We start from the raw sequence: 20,511 nt of genomic DNA on the forward strand, positions 1-20,511 counted from the left end.
GGAATTTTTATGAGCAAGTTATCTAATGTATGGGTTTTTAGTGATACTTATTCAAGATTAGCAGAAGTTATATCTGGTGGATTAGAATTAGGTGAAAATGTAAAAGCGATTGTTCTTACTGAGGATGAGAGTAAAGAAGCATTTGCTTATGGAGCAAATGAAGTATTTTTAATTGAGAATAGTGACTCAAAGAATATTGTTGAGAACTACTCAAAATCAATTGCTAAAGTAATTATGAATGAAGGAAAATCTTTAATTTTAATGCCAGGAACAAAAAGATGCAAATCATTGGCATCTTTATTAAGTATTGAATTAGAAGCAGGTCTAGTAACTGAAGTATCTGAGATTAATATTGAGAATAATAACATAAATTGTAGACATATGGTTTATGGTGGTTTAGCAAATGGCTTAGAAACTATTACAAGTGAAGCTTCTATTGCAGTAATCGCTAGTGGTACTTTTGAAAATATACAAAAAGATGAAAGTAAAACAGGAGAAGCTCAAAAAGTTGATTTTGTAGAGAATAAAAACTCAATAAAATGCATTGAAAAAACTTCAAAAGAAGGAAGTAGTGTTGATTTAAATAAAGCGAAAAGCATAGTTGCTATTGGTAGAGGTATTTCAAAACAAGAAGATATTTCATTAGCAGAAGAGTTATGTAAAGTTATGGATGCAGAACTTGGTTGTTCAAGACCTATTGCTGAGGGTGAAAAATGGATGGAACATGAAAGATATATTGGTATCTCAAGTGTTATGGCAAAACCCGAAATTTATGTAGCAATTGGTATTTCTGGACAAATTCAACATATGGTTGGTGCAAAAGATTCACAAACTATCATTGCTATTAACAAAGATAAAAATGCTCCTATTTTTGATTATGCAGACTATGGAATAGTTGGAGATTTATATACTGTTTTACCTGCAGTAACAAAAGCACTTAAAGGGTAATAAAAAAAATATTTGAGGTGATTTATGTCTGAAGATAAATTTGACGCGATAATTGTAGGAGGAGGATTAGCAGGTTGTATCACAGCATACATGCTTGCTAATGCTGGATTAGAGACTCTTTTAATTGAAAAAGGGAACTTCTCTGGTTCTAAAAATATGACAGGAGGAAGATTATATGCTCATAGTATTGAGAAAATCTTCCCTGATTTTGCTAATGAAGCACCAATTGAGAGATCTATTGTTCATGAAAAAATATCTTTTATGAATGATGATAGTTGTGTAACTATGGATTACTCTACTAAAGAAGCTTCTAATAATGAAGATAAATCTTATACTGTTTTAAGAGCAAAATTTGATGAATGGTTAGCACAAAAAGCCGAAGAAGCAGGTGTTGGAATAATCCCAGGGATTAGAGTAGATGACCTAATTGTAAGAGATAATAAAGTTTGTGGTGTAATCGCAGGTGGCGAAGAAATGGAAGCTGATGTAGTTATTCTTGCAGATGGAGTTAACTCTATTTTAGGAGAAAAGATAGGTATGGTTTCTAAAGTAACACCTCATCACTGTGCAGTAGGTGCGAAAGAAGTAATCAAACTATCAAAACAACAAATCAATGATAGATTTGCTTGTACAGATAAAGAGGGAACTGCTTGGCTTTTTGCAGGAATGCCATCTGATGGATATATGGGTGGAGGATTTATTTACACAAATGAAGAAAGTATCTCTTTAGGTGTTGTATTTGGACTTCATAATATTGAAAAAGCGAGCAAAAGTATCCCTCAAATGTTAGAAGACTTTAAAAACCATCCAACTATTAAACCTTTAGTTGAAGGTGGAGAAATATTAGAGTACTCAGCTCATGTAGTTCCAGAAGGTGGATTACATATGCTTCCAGAAATGGTAAGAGATGGAGTAGTAATTGTTGGTGATGCAGCAGGACTTTGTTTGAATGTAGGATATACAGTAAGAGGGATGGATTTAGCTATTGCTTCGGGAGAAGCAGCGGCAAATGCAATTATTGAAGCTAATAAAAAAAGTGACTTTTCTAAAAACACTTTAAATAAATATGTACAAAATTTAGAAGATAGCTTCGTTATGAAAGATTTAAAACTTTATAAAGAGCTTCCTCAATTTTTAGATAATGAAAGAATGTTTAATGATTATCCTGACATGGTATCAGGAATTATGAAAGATATGTTCACAATTAATGGTCCTAGTGTACCTATGAGAAAAATGATTATGCCTCATCTTAAAAAAGTAGGTTTTATGAACTTACTTAAAGATGGATTTAAAGGAGTAAAATCAATATGAAAAAGTTAGTAAATGTAGATGTAAAACTAGGTGTAAATAAGTTTTTTGTTGATGAAGGTGAAGCACATATTGAATTAATTGATAATCCAGATGAGAAAGAGTTTAAAAAACTAGAACTTGCTTGTCCTGCTGGATTATACAAAAAAGATGAAAGTGGAAATATACATTTTGATTACGCTGGATGCTTAGAGTGTGGAACTTGTAGAATCCTTTGTAAAGATACAATCCTAAAAAAATGGGAATACCCTAATGGAACTTTTGGAGTTGAATATAGACTTGGTTAACCCTAAAACAGTAACACCTAAATAGTGTTACTGTTTATTATGGTTCTTCCAAGGGTTATAATTTATTATATATAGCCTTTGAAAAAGCTATAAAGCTTTAATAGTCCATACACATAATTTGGATTATTCTTTAAAAGGAGAACAAAATGAAAAAAGTAAAACTTAGTTTAGCAACAATCCTACTTGTTGGAAGCTGTAGTGCAGTTAATGCTGATAGTTTAATTGAGGCATTTAAAAATGGAACAACATCAGGTGACATCTCTTTAGCTTATGAGGTAAGAAATCAAGATAAAGAGACATCAACTTACTACTCAGACACAGAATATGCTGTTAGTTCAATTGGATTATACTATAAAACTGCTTCATACAAAAATTTTAGTTTAAATATAGGTATGAGAGCATTTACTAGTATTTTTGAAGATGATAAAAATTTTGATACTGGACATGGTAAAGGTGATTCAACTGAAAGATTCTACGATTATGATGGACATTCACTTTTAACTGATACTTATTTAGCTTATGATATTGATAAAGTTAGTGTTAAAATTGGTAGACAGAAACTTTATGAAATGGGATTAACTCACTTATTTGATGGTATTACAGTAAGAACAACTCCACTTGAGAATATGAATTTTGATTTAATTTATGTAGAGGGTAGAGGAAGAGCTGATATTAAAAATATTAGACCTGTAGAAGATATTAATGAAAATAAAGGTCTTTATAAAGTTGCCCTTGCATATAAATTCAATGAAAATTTCAAAGCAAAAGCATACTATTTCGATGCACCAGATGCTTACGATATGACAGGAGGAAAAATTAACTTTGATACTAAAATAGGAGAAGTTAAAACAGGTCTTCAAGTTCAATATATAGAGGCTTCTAAAGATGACTTACCAAATGAAGACGAAGAGCTTAGTGAGATTAAAGCATATGCGACTTATGAGGGCTATACTACTACTTTAGGTTATTATGAGACAGGTAAAGATAGTGATCTTTATGGAGCTATTGCTAAAACTGGAGAAACTATTGTTCCTTTTGAAGAAGGTGATCCTTCTTATGATGCAGATGCAAAAACTACATATTTACAAGTAAGTAAAAGTTTTGGTAAAACTAATATTACTGCTTTATACGGTTTAATGGAACATGGGAAATATGACTCAGATGAACTTGATATTTGGCTAGGTTATAATTTCAATGAAAACATTGCATTTACTCTAGGATATACTAGAATGAATATGGATGAAGATTCAAGTTACACTGATTTAGATCAACTTAACGCAACAATTTCATATAAATTTTAATCTTACATCATTTGGATTATTAATTACTAATTAATAATCCTAAATGATAAGAACATTATAAATTGGATGAAACTATAAAAGTATAAGATGTAAACTTTTAGCCATCTCACATTAAAAAAAGTCTTATATAAAAGTATAAAATATAAAATTTTATTCTAAGAAGAAACAAGTACAATACAAAAAAATAAAATTATAAGATAAATAAAATGGCATATAAAGAGCATAAAAAAAGTTTACATCCAAGAAATCTTCACAATAATAGATATGATTTTCCACAACTATTAAAAAGTTTACCAACACTTAAAAACTATGTATTTAAAAATAAATATGATGAATTATCAATTGATTTTTCAAATGCAAAAGCTGTTTTAACTTTAAATAAAGCACTGCTTTCACATTTTTATAATATAAAAGAGTGGTCAATACCAGATGGTTACTTATGTCCTCCAATTCCAGGACGAGCTGATTATCTTCACTATATTGCTGATGTTTTAGCAAAATCTAATAATAGTAAAATACCAAAAGGTTCTAATATTAAAGGTCTTGATATTGGTATTGGTGCTAATTGTATTTATCCAATAATTGGTAATAGTGTTTATGGTTGGTCTTTTGTTGGTAGCGATATTGAAAAAGAGTCTATAAAATCATCTCAAAAAATCATAGAGTCAAATAATTCTTTAAAAGGCAATGTTCAGTGTAGGATACAAACAAGCCATGATAGTATATTTACAGGCATTATTAAAGAAAATGATAGATTCGATTTTACTTTATGTAATCCTCCTTTTCATAAATCAAAAGCCCAAGCGCAAGAGGGAAGCAAAAGAAAAGTCCAAAACCTTACAAAACAAGTAGTAAAAAAAGCTTCTTTAAATTTTGGTGGAAAAAGTAATGAACTTTGGTGTAAAGGTGGAGAAGTAGCCTTTATAAAAACTATGATAAAACAAAGTAAGCTCTATTCTAAGAACTGTTTTTGGTTTAGTACAATCGTATCAAAAAAAGATAATTTAAAATTTATCTATGATACATTGGATTATATAAAACCAATAGAGTATGAAACTATAAAGATGGAACAAGGACAAAAAATAAGTAGAATTGTCATTTGGACTTTTCTTACAAAAGAGGAACAAAAACAGTGGACCTCAAAATGGCAAGATTAAAATACAGATAATATTTCACCTTACTTTTTTAAATTCAATTATTGGATTTTCTTTCTAAAAATGATACAATTCTTGTAAATATTGAAACAAAAGAGGGAGAATTTATGTTTTCAAATTGGACGTTTGCGAAAAAACTTTTACTTAGTGTATTATCAGTTGTACTACTATCTTCTGTCATTAGTATTTTTTTAATCTCATCGAATACATATAGCTCATCAGAAAAATCTTCTAAAAAATACATAGACACTCTTGCGAATAAATATGCCTTTGAGTCAAAGCAGGATTTAGAAAAAGCATTAACATCAGTTAGTTCATTAGCTAGTGTTATAAAACAAATGTATGAAAACAATAGTTATTCAAAAGAGCTAATTACTAGTATTACAAAAGATATGTTAGTAAATGCTGATTTTGCCCTTGCAATGGCAGTTGATTTAGATTCTAATATACTTTTTGAAAATGACTTATCATCAGCTAGTACAAATGGTCATGATAAAGAAGGTAGATTTGCTCCTTATTTATACAAATCAAACTCTAAAATCATACTAGAGGGACTTACTACTGTATCTGAGGGTAGAGAGTGGGTAGATGTTCCAAGACAAACACAAAAAGTTTATGTAACAGAACCATATAATTATGAAGTTGATGGGAAAAATATATTAATGGTTACTGTTTCAGCTCCAATTATTACATCAAAAAATAAATTCTTAGGAGCTACAACAATTGATATTTCTTTAGATAGTTTAGTTAAGAAAATTGGAAAAATTAAGATTTTTGAGACTGGATATGGATTTTTATTATCTGATAAAGGAACAATTGTAGGCCATCCAGATAAAACTGTATTAACAAAAAATATATCTGACAACAAAGATTATAAACAAGCAGAAGATATAATAAAATCGATAAATGAGAATAAAGCTTTTAATTATGAAAGAAAAACACCTACAACAAACACTTACTCTTACTACCATATAGAACCTTTTGAATTAGGGAAAAGTGATGTAAAATGGGCACTTGGTCTTACAATGCCAAAAGATGAATATTTAAAAGATGCAAATGATATGCAACTGTTTTCTATAATAATTGGTATTGTTAGTTTTATAGTTGTTGCTTTTGTTATATTAATTGGAACAAGAACACTAAGTAAAAATCTTACTACAATTACTAATGGATTAGAATCATTTTTTAAATACTTAAATAAAGAGAATAAAGAGCATACAAAAATAGAAATTAACTCAAATGATGAATTTGGCAAAATGTCAAAAATGATAAATGACAATATAAATCAAACACAAGAATTAATTGAACAAGATAATAAATTAATTCAAAATGTTAAAGAAGTGGTTACACAAGTAAAAAATGGACATTTAAAACATAGAATTAATACCTCAACACAAAATCAAAGTTTAGAAGAATTAAAAGTAATATTTAATGAAATGATAGAAGCTATTTCTACTAATATATCTGATGATTTAAACAAAATAGAAGAAGCACTAAGCAAATATCAAAAACTTGACTTTACATATAGAATTAAAGATGCAAGTGGAAAAACGGTAGATGGTTTTAATGCACTTGCAAATATAATAAATGAAATGTTAATAGAGAATAAAACAAATGGTTTAACTTTACAAGATAGTGCTAATATTTTATTATCAAATGTTGGTACTTTAAGTCAATCTTCAAACGAAGCGGCTGCTAGTATTGAAGAAACAGCTGCGGCTATTGAAGAAATAACAGCAAATATTAAACATAATAATGAAAATGTATTGAAAATGGCTCAAAATGCAAATACTTTAAAAAATTCAGCAACTGAGGGTGAAACTTTAGCTTCACAAACAACTATTGCAATGGATGAAATAAATACACAAGTAACATCAATAAATGATGCGATAACAGTAATTGATCAAATCGCTTTCCAAACAAATATATTATCACTAAATGCAGCAGTTGAAGCTGCAACTGCTGGTGAATTAGGGAAAGGCTTTGCTGTTGTTGCAGGTGAAGTAAGAAACCTTGCTAGTAGAAGTGCGCAAGCTGCTAAAGAGATTAAATCCATAGTTGAAAATGCTACTGTAAAAGCAAATAATGGTAAAGATATTTCAGATAAAATGATTCATGGATACAAAAATTTAAATGAAAATGTAGCAAAAACCTTAGAATTAATCGATGATATCTCAAATGCAAGTAAAGAACAAAGTACAGGAATAACTCAAATTAATGATGCTGTAAATATGCTAGATAGACAAACACAACAAAATGCATCAATTGCCAATGATACAAAAGATATTGCTAATCAAACACAAATAATTGCAAATGAGATTGTTGAAGAAACAAATAAAAAAGAGTTTTTAGGAAAAGAAAGTACAAAAGCAAAAAAAATAGAAAACTCTATAATAGATACAAAAAGTAAAAAAGATAATAATCCTTTAAAAAAACAAAAAATAATCAACTCAAATAAAAATGAAGATTGGGAAAGTTTTTAGACTTTCTTTCTTCATATTTTTTCTTAAAAAAACAAATTAATCCAATATAAGCATTTATTATAAGTTAAGCTTATGTTTACTTATGTTTATTATAAGGTTGTTTTATATACAATATTTGTAACAATACTGTTACTATATTAAAGGAAAAGATTATGAGTCAAGAAAAAAATGAATACTTAAAAAAGACTCCTTATAGAATTAAAAGATATTATGCATATGTTTTAGCAACAATTGTTGCTTTAGTTGTACCTTTTATAAAAATTGATGGTAATCACATTTTTTTATTATCATTTGACAAAAAACAATTGCATTTATTAGGTGTAGCATTTGATATGCAAGAGCTTTACTTAATGCCATTTTTATTAATGCTACTATTTTTAGGAATTTTTGCTGCTACTTCAATTGGGGGAAGAGCATGGTGTGGGTGGGCCTGTCCACAAACAATTTTTAGGGTTATTTACAGAGATTTAATTGAAACAAAACTTTTAGGTCTTAGAAGAATAAAAAATAAACAAAAAGAACCAAATTGGAGAAAAGCTGAAAATGCTTCAAAAAGATTACTTGCCATATTAATATGGTCTGTTTTAGCTTTAGTTGCAGCTGCTGATTTTTTATGGTATTTTGTTCCTCCTGAAGATTTTTTTGCATACTTACAAAACCCTATGGATCATATGTTTTTAATTGGTTTTGTTTTAGCAATTGCTGCTTTTTTAATCTATGATGTTATCTTCTTAAAAGAAGATTTCTGTGTTTATGTGTGTCCTTACTCAAGAGTTCAATCTGTACTATATGATAACAATACATACCAAGCAATTTACTCTACTAATAGAGGTGGTAATATTTACAATGATAAAAATGATAAAGTTATTTTCAAACAAAAAGATTTACCAGATGAAAAAAATGAGTGTACCACATGTGAAGCGTGTGTAACTGTTTGTCCTACACATATTGATATTAGAAAAGGTTTACAACTTGAATGTATTAACTGTTTAGAATGTGTTGATGCATGTACAACTGTTATGGGTAAACTTGGGAAGCCTTCACTTGTTCAATGGTCAAGTACAAATGAGATTAAGCATAATAATGAAACAAAGATTGTTAGAAAATCAACTATTATGTACACAGTTGCTTTATTAGTTGTAGTTGCTTTATTATTTATAATGGGTGGAAAAAAAGAGCATATGCTTTTAAATATTAATAAAACTACTGAATTATATAAAATAAAAGAAGATAATGAAGTTGCAAATAACTTCTTATTTTTATTCCAAAATACTGATTCAAAAAGACATACATATGATTTAGAAGTAGTAGGAAATGATGACATTGTAATTGAAAGATTTAAACCTTTTTCTCTTGCACCAAATAAATTAAGAAAAAAAGTTGTTGTATTAAGTACTAAAAAAAGATTAGTTACTGATAACTCAAAAGATACTCCAATTACTATTACAATAAGAGCATTTGCAAAAGATGACCCTAAAAAAATCAGCGTTATTAGAGAAGCTGTATTTATTTATCCAAGAGCAGACAAATTTAAATAATTAAGTAAAAGAGAAAAACTCTCTTTTGCTTAACTTCTTCTTAATTCAGATTACGATATAATCGCGAAATTATTATTATCAATTTTTTATGGAGTTATTAATGACAAAATTCATTTTTGTAACGGGTGGAGTTCTAAGTTCTTTAGGTAAAGGGATCACTTCAGCTTCAATTGCAACAATATTAAAACAATCTGGACTTAAAGTAAGTATGCTTAAAATTGACCCTTACTTAAATGTTGATCCAGGGACTATGAGTCCATTAGAACATGGAGAAGTTTTTGTTACTGCAGATGGTGCAGAAACTGACCTTGATCTTGGACATTACGAAAGATTTATAGATGCTACTTTAAGTGCAAAAAACAATTTTACAACTGGACAAGTATATCAATCAGTTATAAAAAGAGAAAGAGAAGGTGGATATTTAGGTAAAACTATTCAAGTAATTCCTCATGTAGTTGATGAGATTAAAAATAGAATTCTAAATGCAGGTGAAGGGCATGACTTTTTAATTGTTGAGCTTGGTGGAACAGTAGGAGATATTGAGGGCTTACCATTTATGGAAGCAATAAGAGAATTAAGACATGACTTACCAAAAACAAATACTATGAATATGCATGTTACTCTAATCCCATATATAGCAGCAGCTGGTGAACTAAAAACAAAACCTTCACAACACTCTGTTCAAGAATTAAGAAGAATTGGTATAACTCCTCATGTTTTAGTATGTAGAACAGAACAAGATCTTCCTAAAGATTTAAAAAGAAAACTTGCAATGTCATGTGATGTTGAATATGATGCAGTAATAGAGTGTGGTGATGCAGCCTCAATTTATCAAGTTCCTTTAAATTTTATAAAAGAAGGAATACTAAATCCTTTATCTAATCATTTTAATATAAAATTAAAACCAAATATGGATAAATGGAGTACATTAGTAAAACATATTATTCTTCCTCAACATGAAGTTTCAATAGCATTTGTAGGTAAATATTTAGATTTAAAAGAGTCTTACAAGTCTTTAATCGAAGCACTAGTTCATGCTGGAGCACATTTAAATACTAGAATAAATATTAATTGGTGTGATAGTGAAAGAATTGAAGATGTAGGAGCATATGAAGTTATACAAAATTCTGATGCGATTTTAGTTGCTGGTGGTTTTGGACACAGAGGGGTAAAAGGAAAACTTGAAGCAATAAAATATGCAAGAGAAAATAAAGTTCCTTACTTAGGTATTTGCTTAGGTATGCAATTAGCTATTGTTGAGTATTGCAGAAATGTATTAGAAATAGAAGATGCAAACTCAATTGAGTTTGATGCAGATTCTAAAAATCCAGTAATATACTTAATTGATGAATTCATTGATCAAAGTGGTGAAAAGCAGTTAAGAACTCATGAATCACCAATGGGTGGAACAATGAGACTTGGAGAGTATCCATTTGAACCAAAAGAGGGAACAAAGCTTAAAAAAGCTTATGGAAATGAAGATATTTATTATGAAAGACATAGACATAGATATGAAGCAAATCCAAAATATAAAGAAGCTTTAGAAAATGCAGGAATGATTATATCTGGTGAATCAAATGGTCTTATTGAAGCAGTTGAAATAAAAGATCATCCATGGTTTGTTGGAGTACAATTTCATCCAGAGTTTACTTCACATTTAGAAACACCTAATCCAATTATATTAGAGTTTGTAAAACAAGCAACAAAAAATATTAACTAATGCAAAAAGTAACAAAACAGATACTTTTTGAACTTCTATTAGCTAGACATAAGGATAATCCTTATGCAAAGCTAAGTGACATACCTAATCCTTTTTTATTAAAAGATATCAAAATAGCAGTAAAAAGAATTAAAACTGCAATTTTAAATAATGAAACTATTACAATTGTAGGTGATTATGACGTTGATGGCGTTGTATCTACTGCAATAATGATTGATTTTTTTAATAAAGTAGGATATAAAGTTAATCACATAATTCCAAATAGATTTGAACATGGATATGGTTTATCTCCTAAGATTGTTAAATTAATTGATAGTGGTTTAGTTATCACTGTTGATAATGGAATTAGTGCTGTACAAGCCTCAAAAGAGCTTATGCAAAAAGGGATTGATTTAATTATTACAGATCATCACACTGTAGGAGACACTCTTCCAACTGCCCTTGCAATTGTAAATCCAAAACAAGATGATTGTACCTTTCCTTTTAAAGAGATTTGTGGAGCACAAGTTGCGTGGTATTTATGTGCTGCAATAAAAAGTGAATTAAACTTACAAATAAATATGGCAGATTTTTTAGATTTATTGTGTATTGCTGTAATTGCAGATATTATGCCTATGACTAGTCTAAATTATACAATAGTAAGGCATGGACTTAAAAGACTTAAGCAATCAAATAGAGCCTCACTAAAAAAACTTGATGAAGTATTAGCTAAAAAGTTTTATGTTTCTGATGATATAGGTTTTATGATTGCTCCTAAAATTAATAGTGCAGGAAGAATGGATGATGCTTCGATTGCACTATCTTTTTTATTATCAAAAAATGAGTACGAAGCAAATGACTCTTTAAGTTTACTTGATGAATTAAATAATTATAGAAAAAGCTTGCAAGAAGAGATATCAAATAAAGCTACACAAGCAATAAACCATGAACACAATGTAATTGTTGTATGGGGTGAAAATTGGCATGAGGGTGTTATAGGAATAGTTGCTTCAAAACTTTCAAATACTTTTAAAAAACCAGCTTTTGTATTTTCTGTTAAAAATGGTATTGCAAAAGGAAGTGCAAGAGCAAATGCTAAGATAAATCTACATACTCTAATTACTCAATGTTCATCACTTTTAAAAGGTTTTGGTGGTCATAAAAATGCTGCTGGATTATCTTTAGAAGAAAAGAATTTACAAACTTTTCAAGAAAAAATAAACTCACTTGTAATTGATATTGAACAAGAAGATTTACATATAGAGTATGAGTGTTTAGGAGAACTTGATGTATCAAGTGTTGATTTAGAGTTCTTATCAATTATTGAAAAATTTGAACCATATGGATTAGAAAATAAAAAACCTATTTTTCAAATAAGCAATGCAAAGGTTTTAAAATCTGAATTTATAGGAAAAGATAAAAATCATTTAAAGCTTTTACTTAGTAGCAATGGGAATATTTTTGAAGCTTTAAAATTTCACTATAATAAACCAATAAACAAAGAGTTTATTGATATTATAGTTTCTATTAATAAAAACGAATTTAGGGGTGAGGTAAATGCACAGTTTTTAATAGAGGATATAGTTTTATAATACCATAGGTGCATAAACTTGAGTTATATCTGATTTTTTTTCTAATTGAATAATCTCTTCATCAATCATAATGCTTCCTTGAGAAGAACTTAGAATATTTCCTGTAGTTAAATCAATCATCTTTATAAATACAATTAAGTTCTTTGTAGTTAATGTATAAGTACCTACAAAAGCATATCTTGTATCTGTGATTTTTCTATTTATATCATTTACTTCTCTACTTAATAAGTTAAAACCATTTGAGCCAATTGTAAAATGTTTTCGTAACTCAATCTCTTTTACAGTAATATCATTTGCAAGAAGTCTATCTTTAAGTGTTGAAGATAATAAAAATCCTAATTTTGATCTATTTTCTAATCTATCTATATTTACAAAATCAGAAACTAAAACTGTATCTGTAAGATATAAATTTTCATTTAATTTTTTTACTGATTTTTCTACCAATGAGTTTACAAAAGAGTGAAAATTATTAGAACCATCAATATTTTTATAAACACATGATGTTAAAATTGTAGCTAAAAATAATAAAGCAAAAAATTGCTTTATTATCTTAAAATAAGGGTGTTTCATCTAAATGCTTACTTTTTTTCTTTTATAATTTTAACTGTTCTTGGAGGTTTACAATCTTTGAAAATTACACAATCATTTCTTTTATTGTGTTGATAAATTGCTCTTGAACTTGAAATAATTCTTCCTGAAATATTATCTACAACTCTAGCATTTAAAACAATCTTTCCAAATTGTCTTGAGTATGTTCCAACAACAACATAAGTATTAGGAATTTTCTCTTTTAATTTACTAATATCTCTTGAAATAAAATATTCACCATCTTCATCAATAGAAACATTTAATTGACCTCTAAATTCAATTACATTAAAACCTCTATTTGATAATTCATTTATTAAACTTTCGCTAATAACTCTACCAAACTCTGTAGTTTTTTTAAGATTATCAAGTCTAACAAATGAAGTAAAAAGTACAGGTTTATTTGTAGGTATTTTAGTATTTCTCATAATTTGAGTAGCCAAAGAATCAATTGTTCCCTCAAGTGTTCTTTGTGTAGTCACATGAAATTGTTTATCTTGTGCAACTTTTAAATACTCTTTTGTTACTTGAACTTTTCGATTTTCTATTTGTAAGTTTGAATCTTGTTTAGAATTAACAGAATTTTGCGTATATGCGCATCCTGTAGCTATTAAAATTATAGCTATTGCACCTAAAGTAGTCTTGATAAAAGATTTAAGCATGTATTCCCCTTTTTATAATTAGTTAAATTTTATTTAAATCAAACTTATAAACTCTTGAAAAGAGATGCTAGAAGACCCAAGAAATAGCCCTTTTGAAAACTTTTTAAGAAATTTTTCAAACTTTGAGAAAATATCAAGCTTTTTTTATTATAATTTATAAATATATATAAAAAAAGGAGACCATATGACAAGAGTTTTACTACCAATATCAAATGGGTTTGAAGAGATTGAAACTGTTTCAATAATTGATATATGCAGACGTGCAGAAATTGAAGTTACAATAGCTGCTGTTGAAGAGTTAGAAACAGTAGGTGCGCATAATATTACAATTACAGCAGATTGCAAACTTGAAGATGTAAACGGTGACTTTGATATGATTGTTTTATCAGGAGGATTACCAAATGCATTTACACTAGCAGAAGATAATTTTGTACAAAAAATTTTAAAAGAAATGAAGCAAGAAAATAAACTAATTGCTGCAATTTGTGCAGCACCTTATGCTTTACACAAAGCAGATGTACTAAATCAAAACTATACTTGTTATCCAAGTTTTGAAGAAAAAATAAGACTAGATGGTTACCATAAAGATGATAATGTTGTAATTGATGATAATGTAATAACATCAAGAGGTCCAGCAACAGCAACACAATTTGCACTTGAAATTGTAAGAGCATTAAAAGGTGATGAAATTTATTCAAATGTTAAAAATGCAATATTAGCTTAGGCTAATATTGCATTTTCATTTGTCGTTTAAATGTAACCATTATAATTTAAACTGTACAAATGAAATACAAAAGTATATTTATATCAGATATTCATCTTGGAACACGCTTTTCAAAAGCTAAAAATCTTCTTAGTTTTTTAAAACATAACAATTGTGAAAACCTCATCTTAGTAGGTGATATTATAGATGGTTGGGCAATAAAAAGAAAACTTATATGGCCCCAAACTCACTCAGATGTAATCCAGAAAATTCTAAAAAAAGCTAGGAAAGGTTGCAATGTTACATTTATTACAGGTAATCATGATGAGTTTTTAAGACCCTTTGTTCCTTTAATTTTAGGTAACTCTTTAAATATAACAAATGAATTAGAATACAATTCTATAAATGGTAAGAAATACTATATTACCCATGGAGATTTTTTTGATTCTATTACTATGACAAAAAAATGGATTGCAATATTAGGCGATTATGGATATGATTTACTTCTATATTTAAACGCATTTTTAAATTTTTTTAGAAAAGAAGTTGGAGTTAAAAAATATTGGTCATTATCAAAATATGTAAAAGATAGTGTAAAGTCTTCAGTCTCATTTATAAATGATTTTGAAATAGTTTTATCAAATCATGCAAAGAATAAAGGTTATGATGGTATTATTTGTGGACATATTCATAAAGCAGAAATCAGGAAAATCGGTAGTATTGAATACTTAAATTGTGGTGACTGGGTAGAATCATGTACTGCAATAGCTGAGACTTATGAAGGTGAATTTATTATTATTGATTGGTTAGATAAGTGAAAACAAACTTAGCCCTAGCCTTAGGTGGAGGTGCTGCAAGAGGAGCATTTCACTTAGGTGCTTTACATTTTTTAGAAAAAAATAAAATAGATATAAAAGCTTATAGTGGTTCGTCTATTGGAAGTATTATTAGTGCATCTCATGCTAGTGGAATAAGTGCTAAGGAGCAACTAAAAATTTTTGCTTCAAATGATTTAAAAAAAGCTATAAAATTTAATTATTTTAAAAATGGTCTTTTTAAAATTGATTATTCAAATAAAATTATAAATGAACTTTTTCCCATAAAAAAACTTGAAGAATTACCAAAACCTGTTTATGTTAATGCTTATGATATAAAAAAGAAAAAACTTCATTATTTTAGTAGTGGTGATGTGGTTACTTTATGTATGGCTTCTAGTGCCTTAATCCCACTTTTTAAACCAATAAAATATAAAAATATGTATTTAATAGATGGAGGTTTATTTGATAATGTCCCTATTAAACCTTTAGAAGATAAAGGATATGATATTTATGCAATTGATTTATTTCCTAAAAGAAAATCAAACAAAAAGAAAAAAACCTCACTTCTTACATCTTTTAAAAGAAATTTCTTTAAAACTTTATATAAAAATCACTCTTACTCAATTTCCAATGCAAATTTTTATCTTGGAAGTACTCATATAAGGAGTTTTTCTCTATTTACTTTCAAAGAGCTTGATGATTGTTTTAATCTTGGTTTTAAAGAGGCTCAAAATCATTTTTTGGATATACTTAAAAAAACTTAATTAAATAGAGATTTAAACATGTCCGATATACCAAAATTTACACATTTACATTTACACACAGAATATTCACTTTTAGATGGTGCTAATAAGATAAAACCTTTAGCAAAAAAAGTAAAAGAGATGGGTATGAAAAGTGTTGCCATGACTGATCATGGTAATATGTTTGGAGCTATTGATTTTTATAATGCCATGAGAGCTGAGGGAATCAAACCTATCATAGGAATGGAAGCTTATATTCATAACAATGAAGAAGTAGATGATAAAACGACAAAACAAAGATTTCATCTATGTTTATATGCCAAAAATGATGTGGGATATAAAAATCTTATGTACTTAAGTTCACAAGCTTATATGTATGGTTTTTATTATTATCCAAGGATTAATAAAAAACTTTTAAGAGAAAACTCTGAGGGAATTGTATGTTCTGCTGCTTGTTTACAAGGTGAAATCAATTGGCATCTAAATACAAATAACGAAAGAAATGTTAGAAATGGTGCAAAAGGTTATGAAAGAGCAAAAGAGATTGCACTAGAATATCAAGAAATTTTTGGAGATGATTTTTATTTAGAAATTATGCGACATGGTATTCCTGATCAGCTTTTTGTTGACGATATGATTCTTAAAATAGCCCATGAAACAGGTATAAAACTTGTTGCAACAAATGATACACACTACTTAGAACAAAAAGATGCTGGTCCCCATGAAGCATTTATGTGTATTGCAATGAATAAACTTTATGATGATCCAAATAGACTTAGACACTCTGTTCATGAGTTTTATTTAAAATCACCAGAACAAATTGCAAAACTTTATGCAGATATTCCAGAAGCTATTGAAGCAACACAAGAGATATCAGATAAATGTAATCTTGAGATAAAACTAGGAAACCCTACTCCTCCAAATTTTAAATTTACTAGACAAAAACTTGAAGAATCAAATTTACCAATTCCTTATCCAGAAGAAGAGTACTCTTTAGAAAATGATAAAGCACTATTTATTCATGAATGTTGGAAAGGTTTAGAAGATAGACTAAAAATAGTAGATTCATCAAAACATCAAGAATACAAAGAGAGACTACAAGTAGAGATTGATATTATAAATAATATGAAATTCCCTGGATATATGCTTATTGTTTGGGACTTTGTTATTGTTGCTAAACAAATGGGAATTCCAGTAGGTCCAGGAAGAGGTTCAGCAGCAGGAAGCTTGGTAGCATATAGTCTATATATTACAGATATTGATCCCATGCCTTATGGCTTACTTTTTGAGAGATTCCTTAATCCAGAAAGGGTATCAATGCCCGATATTGATATGGACTTTTGTCAAACAAGAAGAGGTGAGATTATTGATTATGTAATTAAACAATATGGAAGAGCCAATGTTGCACAAATTATTACTTTTGGTAAATTATTAGCAAAAGGTGTAATTAGAGATGTTGCTAGAGTTTTAGATATGCCTTATGCAAAAGCTGATGCCATGGCAAAACTAATCCCAGATGAATTAGGAATAAATTTAAAAGACTCTTGGGACAAAGAGCCAAAAATAAAAGAACTATGCGATATAGATCCTCAAGCAAAAAGAGTTTGGGAGTTTGCATTAGCTTTAGAGGGATTAAATAGAAATGCAGGAACTCACGCAGCTGGTGTTGTAATATCAAATGAACCTTTATGGAAAAAAACACCTCTTTTTAAACCAAGTGGTCTTGATACACTTGCTACTCAATATAATGGAAAATATGTTGAAGATGTTGACTTGATCAAATTTGACTTCTTGGGTCTTAAAACATTGACTGTAATTGAAGAAGCAAATAAGCTTATTGAAAAAAGACATGGAAAAAGAATTGACTTTATTAAAACAGATGTAAATGATAAAGGAGTTTATGATTTAATTCAAACAGGAAATACTATAGGCTTATTTCAAATAGAATCAGATGGTATGCAAGATCTTTGTAAAAGATTAGCCCCATCAAATTTTGAAGATATTATTGCCGTTTTAGCACTTTATAGACCAGGTCCAATGGAATCAGGAATGCTTGATGATTTTATTGATAGAAAACATGGAAGAGCTCAAATAAACTATTTTTATGATGAGTTTGATGCACCATTAAGACCTATTCTTGAAACAACATATGGGGTTATTGTTTACCAAGAGCAAGTTATGCAAATTGTTCAAACAATCGGTGGGTTCAGCCTTGGTGGTGCCGATTTAGTTAGACGGGCAATGGGTAAAAAAATTAAAGAAGAGATGGACAAACTTAAAGTACAGTTTGCACAAGGTGGAGTAGAAAAAGGCTATAACAAAGACCATTGCGAAGAACTGTTTGATTTAATTGTTAAGTTTGCTGGATATGGATTTAATAAATCTCACTCAGCAGCATATGCACTAGTAACATTTTATACTTCATACTTAAAGTGTTATTATCCAGCAGAGTTTATGGCTGCACTTCTTACACTTGAAAAAGACAATACTGATAAAGTTGTAAGATATGTAGATGAAGTAAAAAGGTTAGGATTAGATCTATTTCCACCTGATATTAATAAATCAGATTTAGTATTTTCTGCAAAGAAAATTGATGGTAAAGAAGTAGTTATGTTTGGAATGGGTGCTATTAAAGGTGCTGGAGATGTAGCCATAAAATCCATTTTAAAAGCAAGAAATGAAGGTGGTGAGTTTAAGGACTTAAGTGATTTTATTTCAAGAATTGATGCAAGTAAAGTAAATAAAAGAGTTATAGAATCTCTAGTAAAAGCTGGTGCTTTAGACTCTTTTGAATATAGTAGAAAAGCCATGCTAGATCAAATTGAACAAATAGTTGAAGGCGCTGGAAAAGCAATGCAAGCTAAAAAGATGGCAACAGGTTCACTTTTTGGTGATGATGAAGAACTAACAACTGTAACTGTTGAACTTGAGCATTTACCTGAATATGATTCAAAAGAGATTTTAGAATTTGAAAAAAATACTTTAGGTTTTTATGTATCAGGTCACCCTCTTGATGATTATAGAGATCAACTTGATAAAATCACTTACACTTTAAGTTCAGAAATTGATGAAATAAATGATGGAAGTGAAGTTTTATTTGTAGGTAAAGTAGAAACAATCACTGAAAAGATATCAAAAAAAGGTAATAAATTTGCAATTTTAAATCTTATGGATTTACATGGAAATATTGAACTTATGATGTTTGAAGATAAGTTAAATGAGCTTAAAAATGATTTTAAATATGAAGATGAACCTTTAGCTTTTAAAGTAAAAATTTCCAAAGATGATCAATTTACAAGAATGAGTTTAAGAAAAATAGAGAACTTAAATGATGCAAAAAAAGATAAACAAAAAGTTAAAAAAGCCCAAAAGATAGAACCACCATTAACAATTGCTGTTCCTTACTCAAATAGTGAAGAGCTTATGTATAAACTTTTTGATGTTATTGCTCATAATCAAGGTAAAAGAGATTTAAGAATAATAGTTAAATCAAAACTTGGAGATATTGAGTTAGAAAGTGGTTTTAAAGTTGCAAATAATGTAGAAAATTTAATTCAAAATATTGAGGGAGTTTATAAAATAGACTAATGAAACAAATATTATTAACAAATGATGATGGATTTGATGCAATAGGATTAAAAGCTTTAATAAAAGCCTTATCACCTATTGCAAAACTAACAGTTGTAGCTCCAGCTAAAAACAAATCAGCATGTGGTCACTCTTTAACATTAGATAAACCACTAAGAATGCAAAATGTAAAAGATGATTTTTATAAAATTGATGATGGAAGCCCAACTGATTGTATGTTTATATCAATTCATAATCTTTTTAAAGAAGGATACAAACCTGATTTAGTAATCAGTGGTATAAATATTGGTGCAAATATGGGAGAAGATATTACATATAGTGGTACAGCTGCTGCTGCAATGGAAGCTGTTTTACATAAAGTTCCAGCTATTGCAATATCTCAAGTTTGTAAAGATAGATGCCATGACATAAAAAACGGTTGGGATTTTGCATTGGCAAAAGATACTATAGTTAAGCTTGCAAAAAAAATATTAAACTCAGAATTTCCACTTGAAGAAAGAAAATTTTTAAATGTAAATATTCCTCCTATTTCAATAGAAGAATGTAATGGAATAAAAATTACAAAAGCTGGATATAGAGAGTATGGAAATGATACATCAAGACATTTAAATCCAAGAGGAGAAGAGTATTATTGGATAGGTTTACATCCACTTATTTGGAAAAGTAGCGAAAATAAAGATTGTGATTTTGAAGCAGTAAGTGCAAACTACATATCAATTAGTCCAATAAAACTTGACATGACATCATATGAAGATATAAATAACTTAAATAATTGGATAAATAGCTAAATATAAAGTCTATTTATATATAATCATGAATTCAAAAGGAGTATTATGAATTTTACAAAATCAATTACAAACAATATTGACAAACTTGTTGGTACTTTAAAATCAGAAGATGAACTACAAGAAGTTTTAAAAAGAAAATTTACAAAAAAAGAGTTTAAAGTATTTGTAGCGATTGAATCAGGTCAAAGTATTGAAGATTTAAAGAGAAGCATGAAAGATGATGAAGAAAGAATTGAAGAGATATACAAAACTGCTTGCAAAAAATTAAATCAAGAGTTATTCAAAAAAGAGTTAGTATCTATAAACTAGATACT

17 protein-coding genes are annotated in these 20,511 nt (G+C 28.6%); 15 read left to right on the forward strand and 2 right to left on the reverse strand.

The window, feature by feature from the left end; all coding sequences use genetic code 11:
* Positions 1 to 9: 9 nt before the first annotated feature.
* The 9 genes from AMRN_RS13635 to recJ all read left to right on the forward strand — a co-directional run bounded on the left by AMRN_RS13635 (position 10) and on the right by recJ (position 12,310).
* Positions 10 to 948, forward strand: coding sequence for an FAD-binding protein (locus AMRN_RS13635; RefSeq protein ID WP_099312240.1), 939 nt, complete (start codon positions 10 to 12; stop codon positions 946 to 948).
* 24 nt (positions 949 to 972) lie between these two features.
* Positions 973 to 2,259: an FAD-dependent oxidoreductase gene (locus tag AMRN_RS13640; protein ID WP_099312238.1), complete on the forward strand. Its 1,287-nt coding sequence runs from the start codon at positions 973 to 975 to the stop codon at positions 2,257 to 2,259.
* Positions 2,256 to 2,543, forward strand: coding sequence for a ferredoxin family protein (locus AMRN_RS13645; RefSeq protein WP_099312236.1), 288 nt, complete (start codon positions 2,256 to 2,258; stop codon positions 2,541 to 2,543). Before AMRN_RS13640 ends, AMRN_RS13645 begins: the two co-directional genes overlap by 4 nt.
* A 146-nt stretch (positions 2,544 to 2,689) precedes the next feature.
* On the forward strand, positions 2,690 to 3,844 hold the full coding sequence (locus AMRN_RS13650) for an Opr family porin (protein WP_099312234.1): 1,155 nt from the start codon (positions 2,690 to 2,692) through the stop codon (positions 3,842 to 3,844).
* A gap of 206 nt (positions 3,845 to 4,050) precedes the next feature.
* Positions 4,051 to 5,001 carry a 23S rRNA (adenine(1618)-N(6))-methyltransferase RlmF gene (gene rlmF, locus AMRN_RS13655; protein WP_099312232.1) on the forward strand — a complete coding sequence of 317 codons (951 nt, stop codon included), beginning with the start codon at positions 4,051 to 4,053 and terminating at the stop codon, positions 4,999 to 5,001.
* A gap of 41 nt (positions 5,002 to 5,042) precedes the next feature.
* Positions 5,043 to 7,481: a methyl-accepting chemotaxis protein gene (locus AMRN_RS13660; RefSeq protein ID WP_099312230.1), complete on the forward strand. Its 2,439-nt coding sequence runs from the start codon at positions 5,043 to 5,045 to the stop codon at positions 7,479 to 7,481.
* A gap of 152 nt (positions 7,482 to 7,633) precedes the next feature.
* Positions 7,634 to 9,019: a cytochrome c oxidase accessory protein CcoG gene (ccoG, locus tag AMRN_RS13665; RefSeq protein WP_099312228.1), complete on the forward strand. Its 1,386-nt coding sequence runs from the start codon at positions 7,634 to 7,636 to the stop codon at positions 9,017 to 9,019.
* Positions 9,020 to 9,119: 100 nt separating this feature from the next.
* Positions 9,120 to 10,739: a CTP synthase gene (locus AMRN_RS13670; protein ID WP_099312226.1), complete on the forward strand. Its 1,620-nt coding sequence runs from the start codon at positions 9,120 to 9,122 to the stop codon at positions 10,737 to 10,739.
* Positions 10,739 to 12,310: a single-stranded-DNA-specific exonuclease RecJ gene (gene recJ / locus AMRN_RS13675; protein ID WP_099312224.1), complete on the forward strand. Its 1,572-nt coding sequence runs from the start codon at positions 10,739 to 10,741 to the stop codon at positions 12,308 to 12,310. Before AMRN_RS13670 ends, recJ begins: the two co-directional genes overlap by 1 nt.
* Here recJ and AMRN_RS13680 read toward each other — a convergent pair.
* Positions 12,305 to 12,880, reverse strand: coding sequence for a FlgO family outer membrane protein (locus AMRN_RS13680; RefSeq protein ID WP_159445718.1), 576 nt, complete (start codon positions 12,878 to 12,880; stop codon positions 12,305 to 12,307). The two genes, recJ and AMRN_RS13680, sit on opposite strands and share 6 nt — an antisense overlap.
* A gap of 8 nt (positions 12,881 to 12,888) precedes the next feature.
* Positions 12,889 to 13,557: a FlgO family outer membrane protein gene (locus AMRN_RS13685; protein ID WP_165772860.1), complete on the reverse strand. Its 669-nt coding sequence runs from the start codon at positions 13,555 to 13,557 to the stop codon at positions 12,889 to 12,891.
* A 184-nt stretch (positions 13,558 to 13,741) separates the two neighbouring features.
* Here AMRN_RS13685 and AMRN_RS13690 point away from each other — a divergent pair, with 184 nt between their 5' ends.
* Genes AMRN_RS13690 through AMRN_RS13715 form a run of 6 tightly spaced genes read left to right on the forward strand, consistent with a single transcriptional unit; the run spans position 13,742 to position 20,506 of the window.
* Entirely contained in the window at positions 13,742 to 14,281 is a 540-nt protein-coding gene (locus AMRN_RS13690; RefSeq protein WP_079577615.1) for a DJ-1 family glyoxalase III, read from the forward strand.
* A 59-nt stretch (positions 14,282 to 14,340) separates the two neighbouring features.
* Positions 14,341 to 15,078: a UDP-2,3-diacylglucosamine diphosphatase gene (locus AMRN_RS13695; RefSeq protein WP_099312222.1), complete on the forward strand. Its 738-nt coding sequence runs from the start codon at positions 14,341 to 14,343 to the stop codon at positions 15,076 to 15,078.
* On the forward strand, positions 15,075 to 15,842 hold the full coding sequence (locus AMRN_RS13700; RefSeq protein WP_079577617.1) for a patatin-like phospholipase family protein: 768 nt from the start codon (positions 15,075 to 15,077) through the stop codon (positions 15,840 to 15,842). Before AMRN_RS13695 ends, AMRN_RS13700 begins: the two co-directional genes overlap by 4 nt.
* Before the next feature lie 18 nt (positions 15,843 to 15,860).
* Positions 15,861 to 19,409 (forward strand): DNA polymerase III subunit alpha, encoded by a 3,549-nt coding sequence (dnaE, locus tag AMRN_RS13705; RefSeq protein WP_099312220.1) that lies wholly within the window; start codon positions 15,861 to 15,863, stop codon positions 19,407 to 19,409.
* Positions 19,409 to 20,197, forward strand: coding sequence for a 5'/3'-nucleotidase SurE (gene surE / locus AMRN_RS13710; protein ID WP_079577619.1), 789 nt, complete (start codon positions 19,409 to 19,411; stop codon positions 20,195 to 20,197). The genes dnaE and surE overlap by 1 nt, the downstream gene beginning before the upstream one ends.
* A 45-nt stretch (positions 20,198 to 20,242) precedes the next feature.
* A complete protein-coding gene (locus tag AMRN_RS13715) occupies positions 20,243 to 20,506 on the forward strand; it encodes a hypothetical protein (protein WP_099312219.1) in 264 nt (87 codons plus the stop codon).
* Positions 20,507 to 20,511: the final 5 nt, after the last annotated feature.

This window comes from Malaciobacter marinus, from assembly GCF_003544855.1.
Classification (GTDB): domain Bacteria; phylum Campylobacterota; class Campylobacteria; order Campylobacterales; family Arcobacteraceae; genus Malaciobacter; species Malaciobacter marinus.

Coding starts and splice junctions, on each gene's coding strand:
- AMRN_RS13640 (WP_099312238.1), top strand. CDS start 973: ATGTCTGAAGATAAATTTGACGCGATAATTGTAGGAGGAGGATTAGCA.
- AMRN_RS13650 (WP_099312234.1), top strand. CDS start 2,690: ATGAAAAAAGTAAAACTTAGTTTAGCAACAATCCTACTTGTTGGAAGC.
- dnaE (WP_099312220.1), top strand. CDS start 15,861: ATGTCCGATATACCAAAATTTACACATTTACATTTACACACAGAATAT.
- AMRN_RS13695 (WP_099312222.1), top strand. CDS start 14,341: ATGAAATACAAAAGTATATTTATATCAGATATTCATCTTGGAACACGC.
- recJ (WP_099312224.1), top strand. CDS start 10,739: ATGCAAAAAGTAACAAAACAGATACTTTTTGAACTTCTATTAGCTAGA.
- surE (WP_079577619.1), top strand. CDS start 19,409: ATGAAACAAATATTATTAACAAATGATGATGGATTTGATGCAATAGGA.
- ccoG (WP_099312228.1), top strand. CDS start 7,634: ATGAGTCAAGAAAAAAATGAATACTTAAAAAAGACTCCTTATAGAATT.
- AMRN_RS13645 (WP_099312236.1), top strand. CDS start 2,256: ATGAAAAAGTTAGTAAATGTAGATGTAAAACTAGGTGTAAATAAGTTT.
- AMRN_RS13685 (WP_165772860.1), bottom strand. CDS start 13,557: ATGCTTAAATCTTTTATCAAGACTACTTTAGGTGCAATAGCTATAATT.
- AMRN_RS13680 (WP_159445718.1), bottom strand. CDS start 12,880: ATGAAACACCCTTATTTTAAGATAATAAAGCAATTTTTTGCTTTATTA.
- AMRN_RS13715 (WP_099312219.1), top strand. CDS start 20,243: ATGAATTTTACAAAATCAATTACAAACAATATTGACAAACTTGTTGGT.
- AMRN_RS13690 (WP_079577615.1), top strand. CDS start 13,742: ATGACAAGAGTTTTACTACCAATATCAAATGGGTTTGAAGAGATTGAA.
- AMRN_RS13635 (WP_099312240.1), top strand. CDS start 10: ATGAGCAAGTTATCTAATGTATGGGTTTTTAGTGATACTTATTCAAGA.
- AMRN_RS13670 (WP_099312226.1), top strand. CDS start 9,120: ATGACAAAATTCATTTTTGTAACGGGTGGAGTTCTAAGTTCTTTAGGT.
- rlmF (WP_099312232.1), top strand. CDS start 4,051: ATGGCATATAAAGAGCATAAAAAAAGTTTACATCCAAGAAATCTTCAC.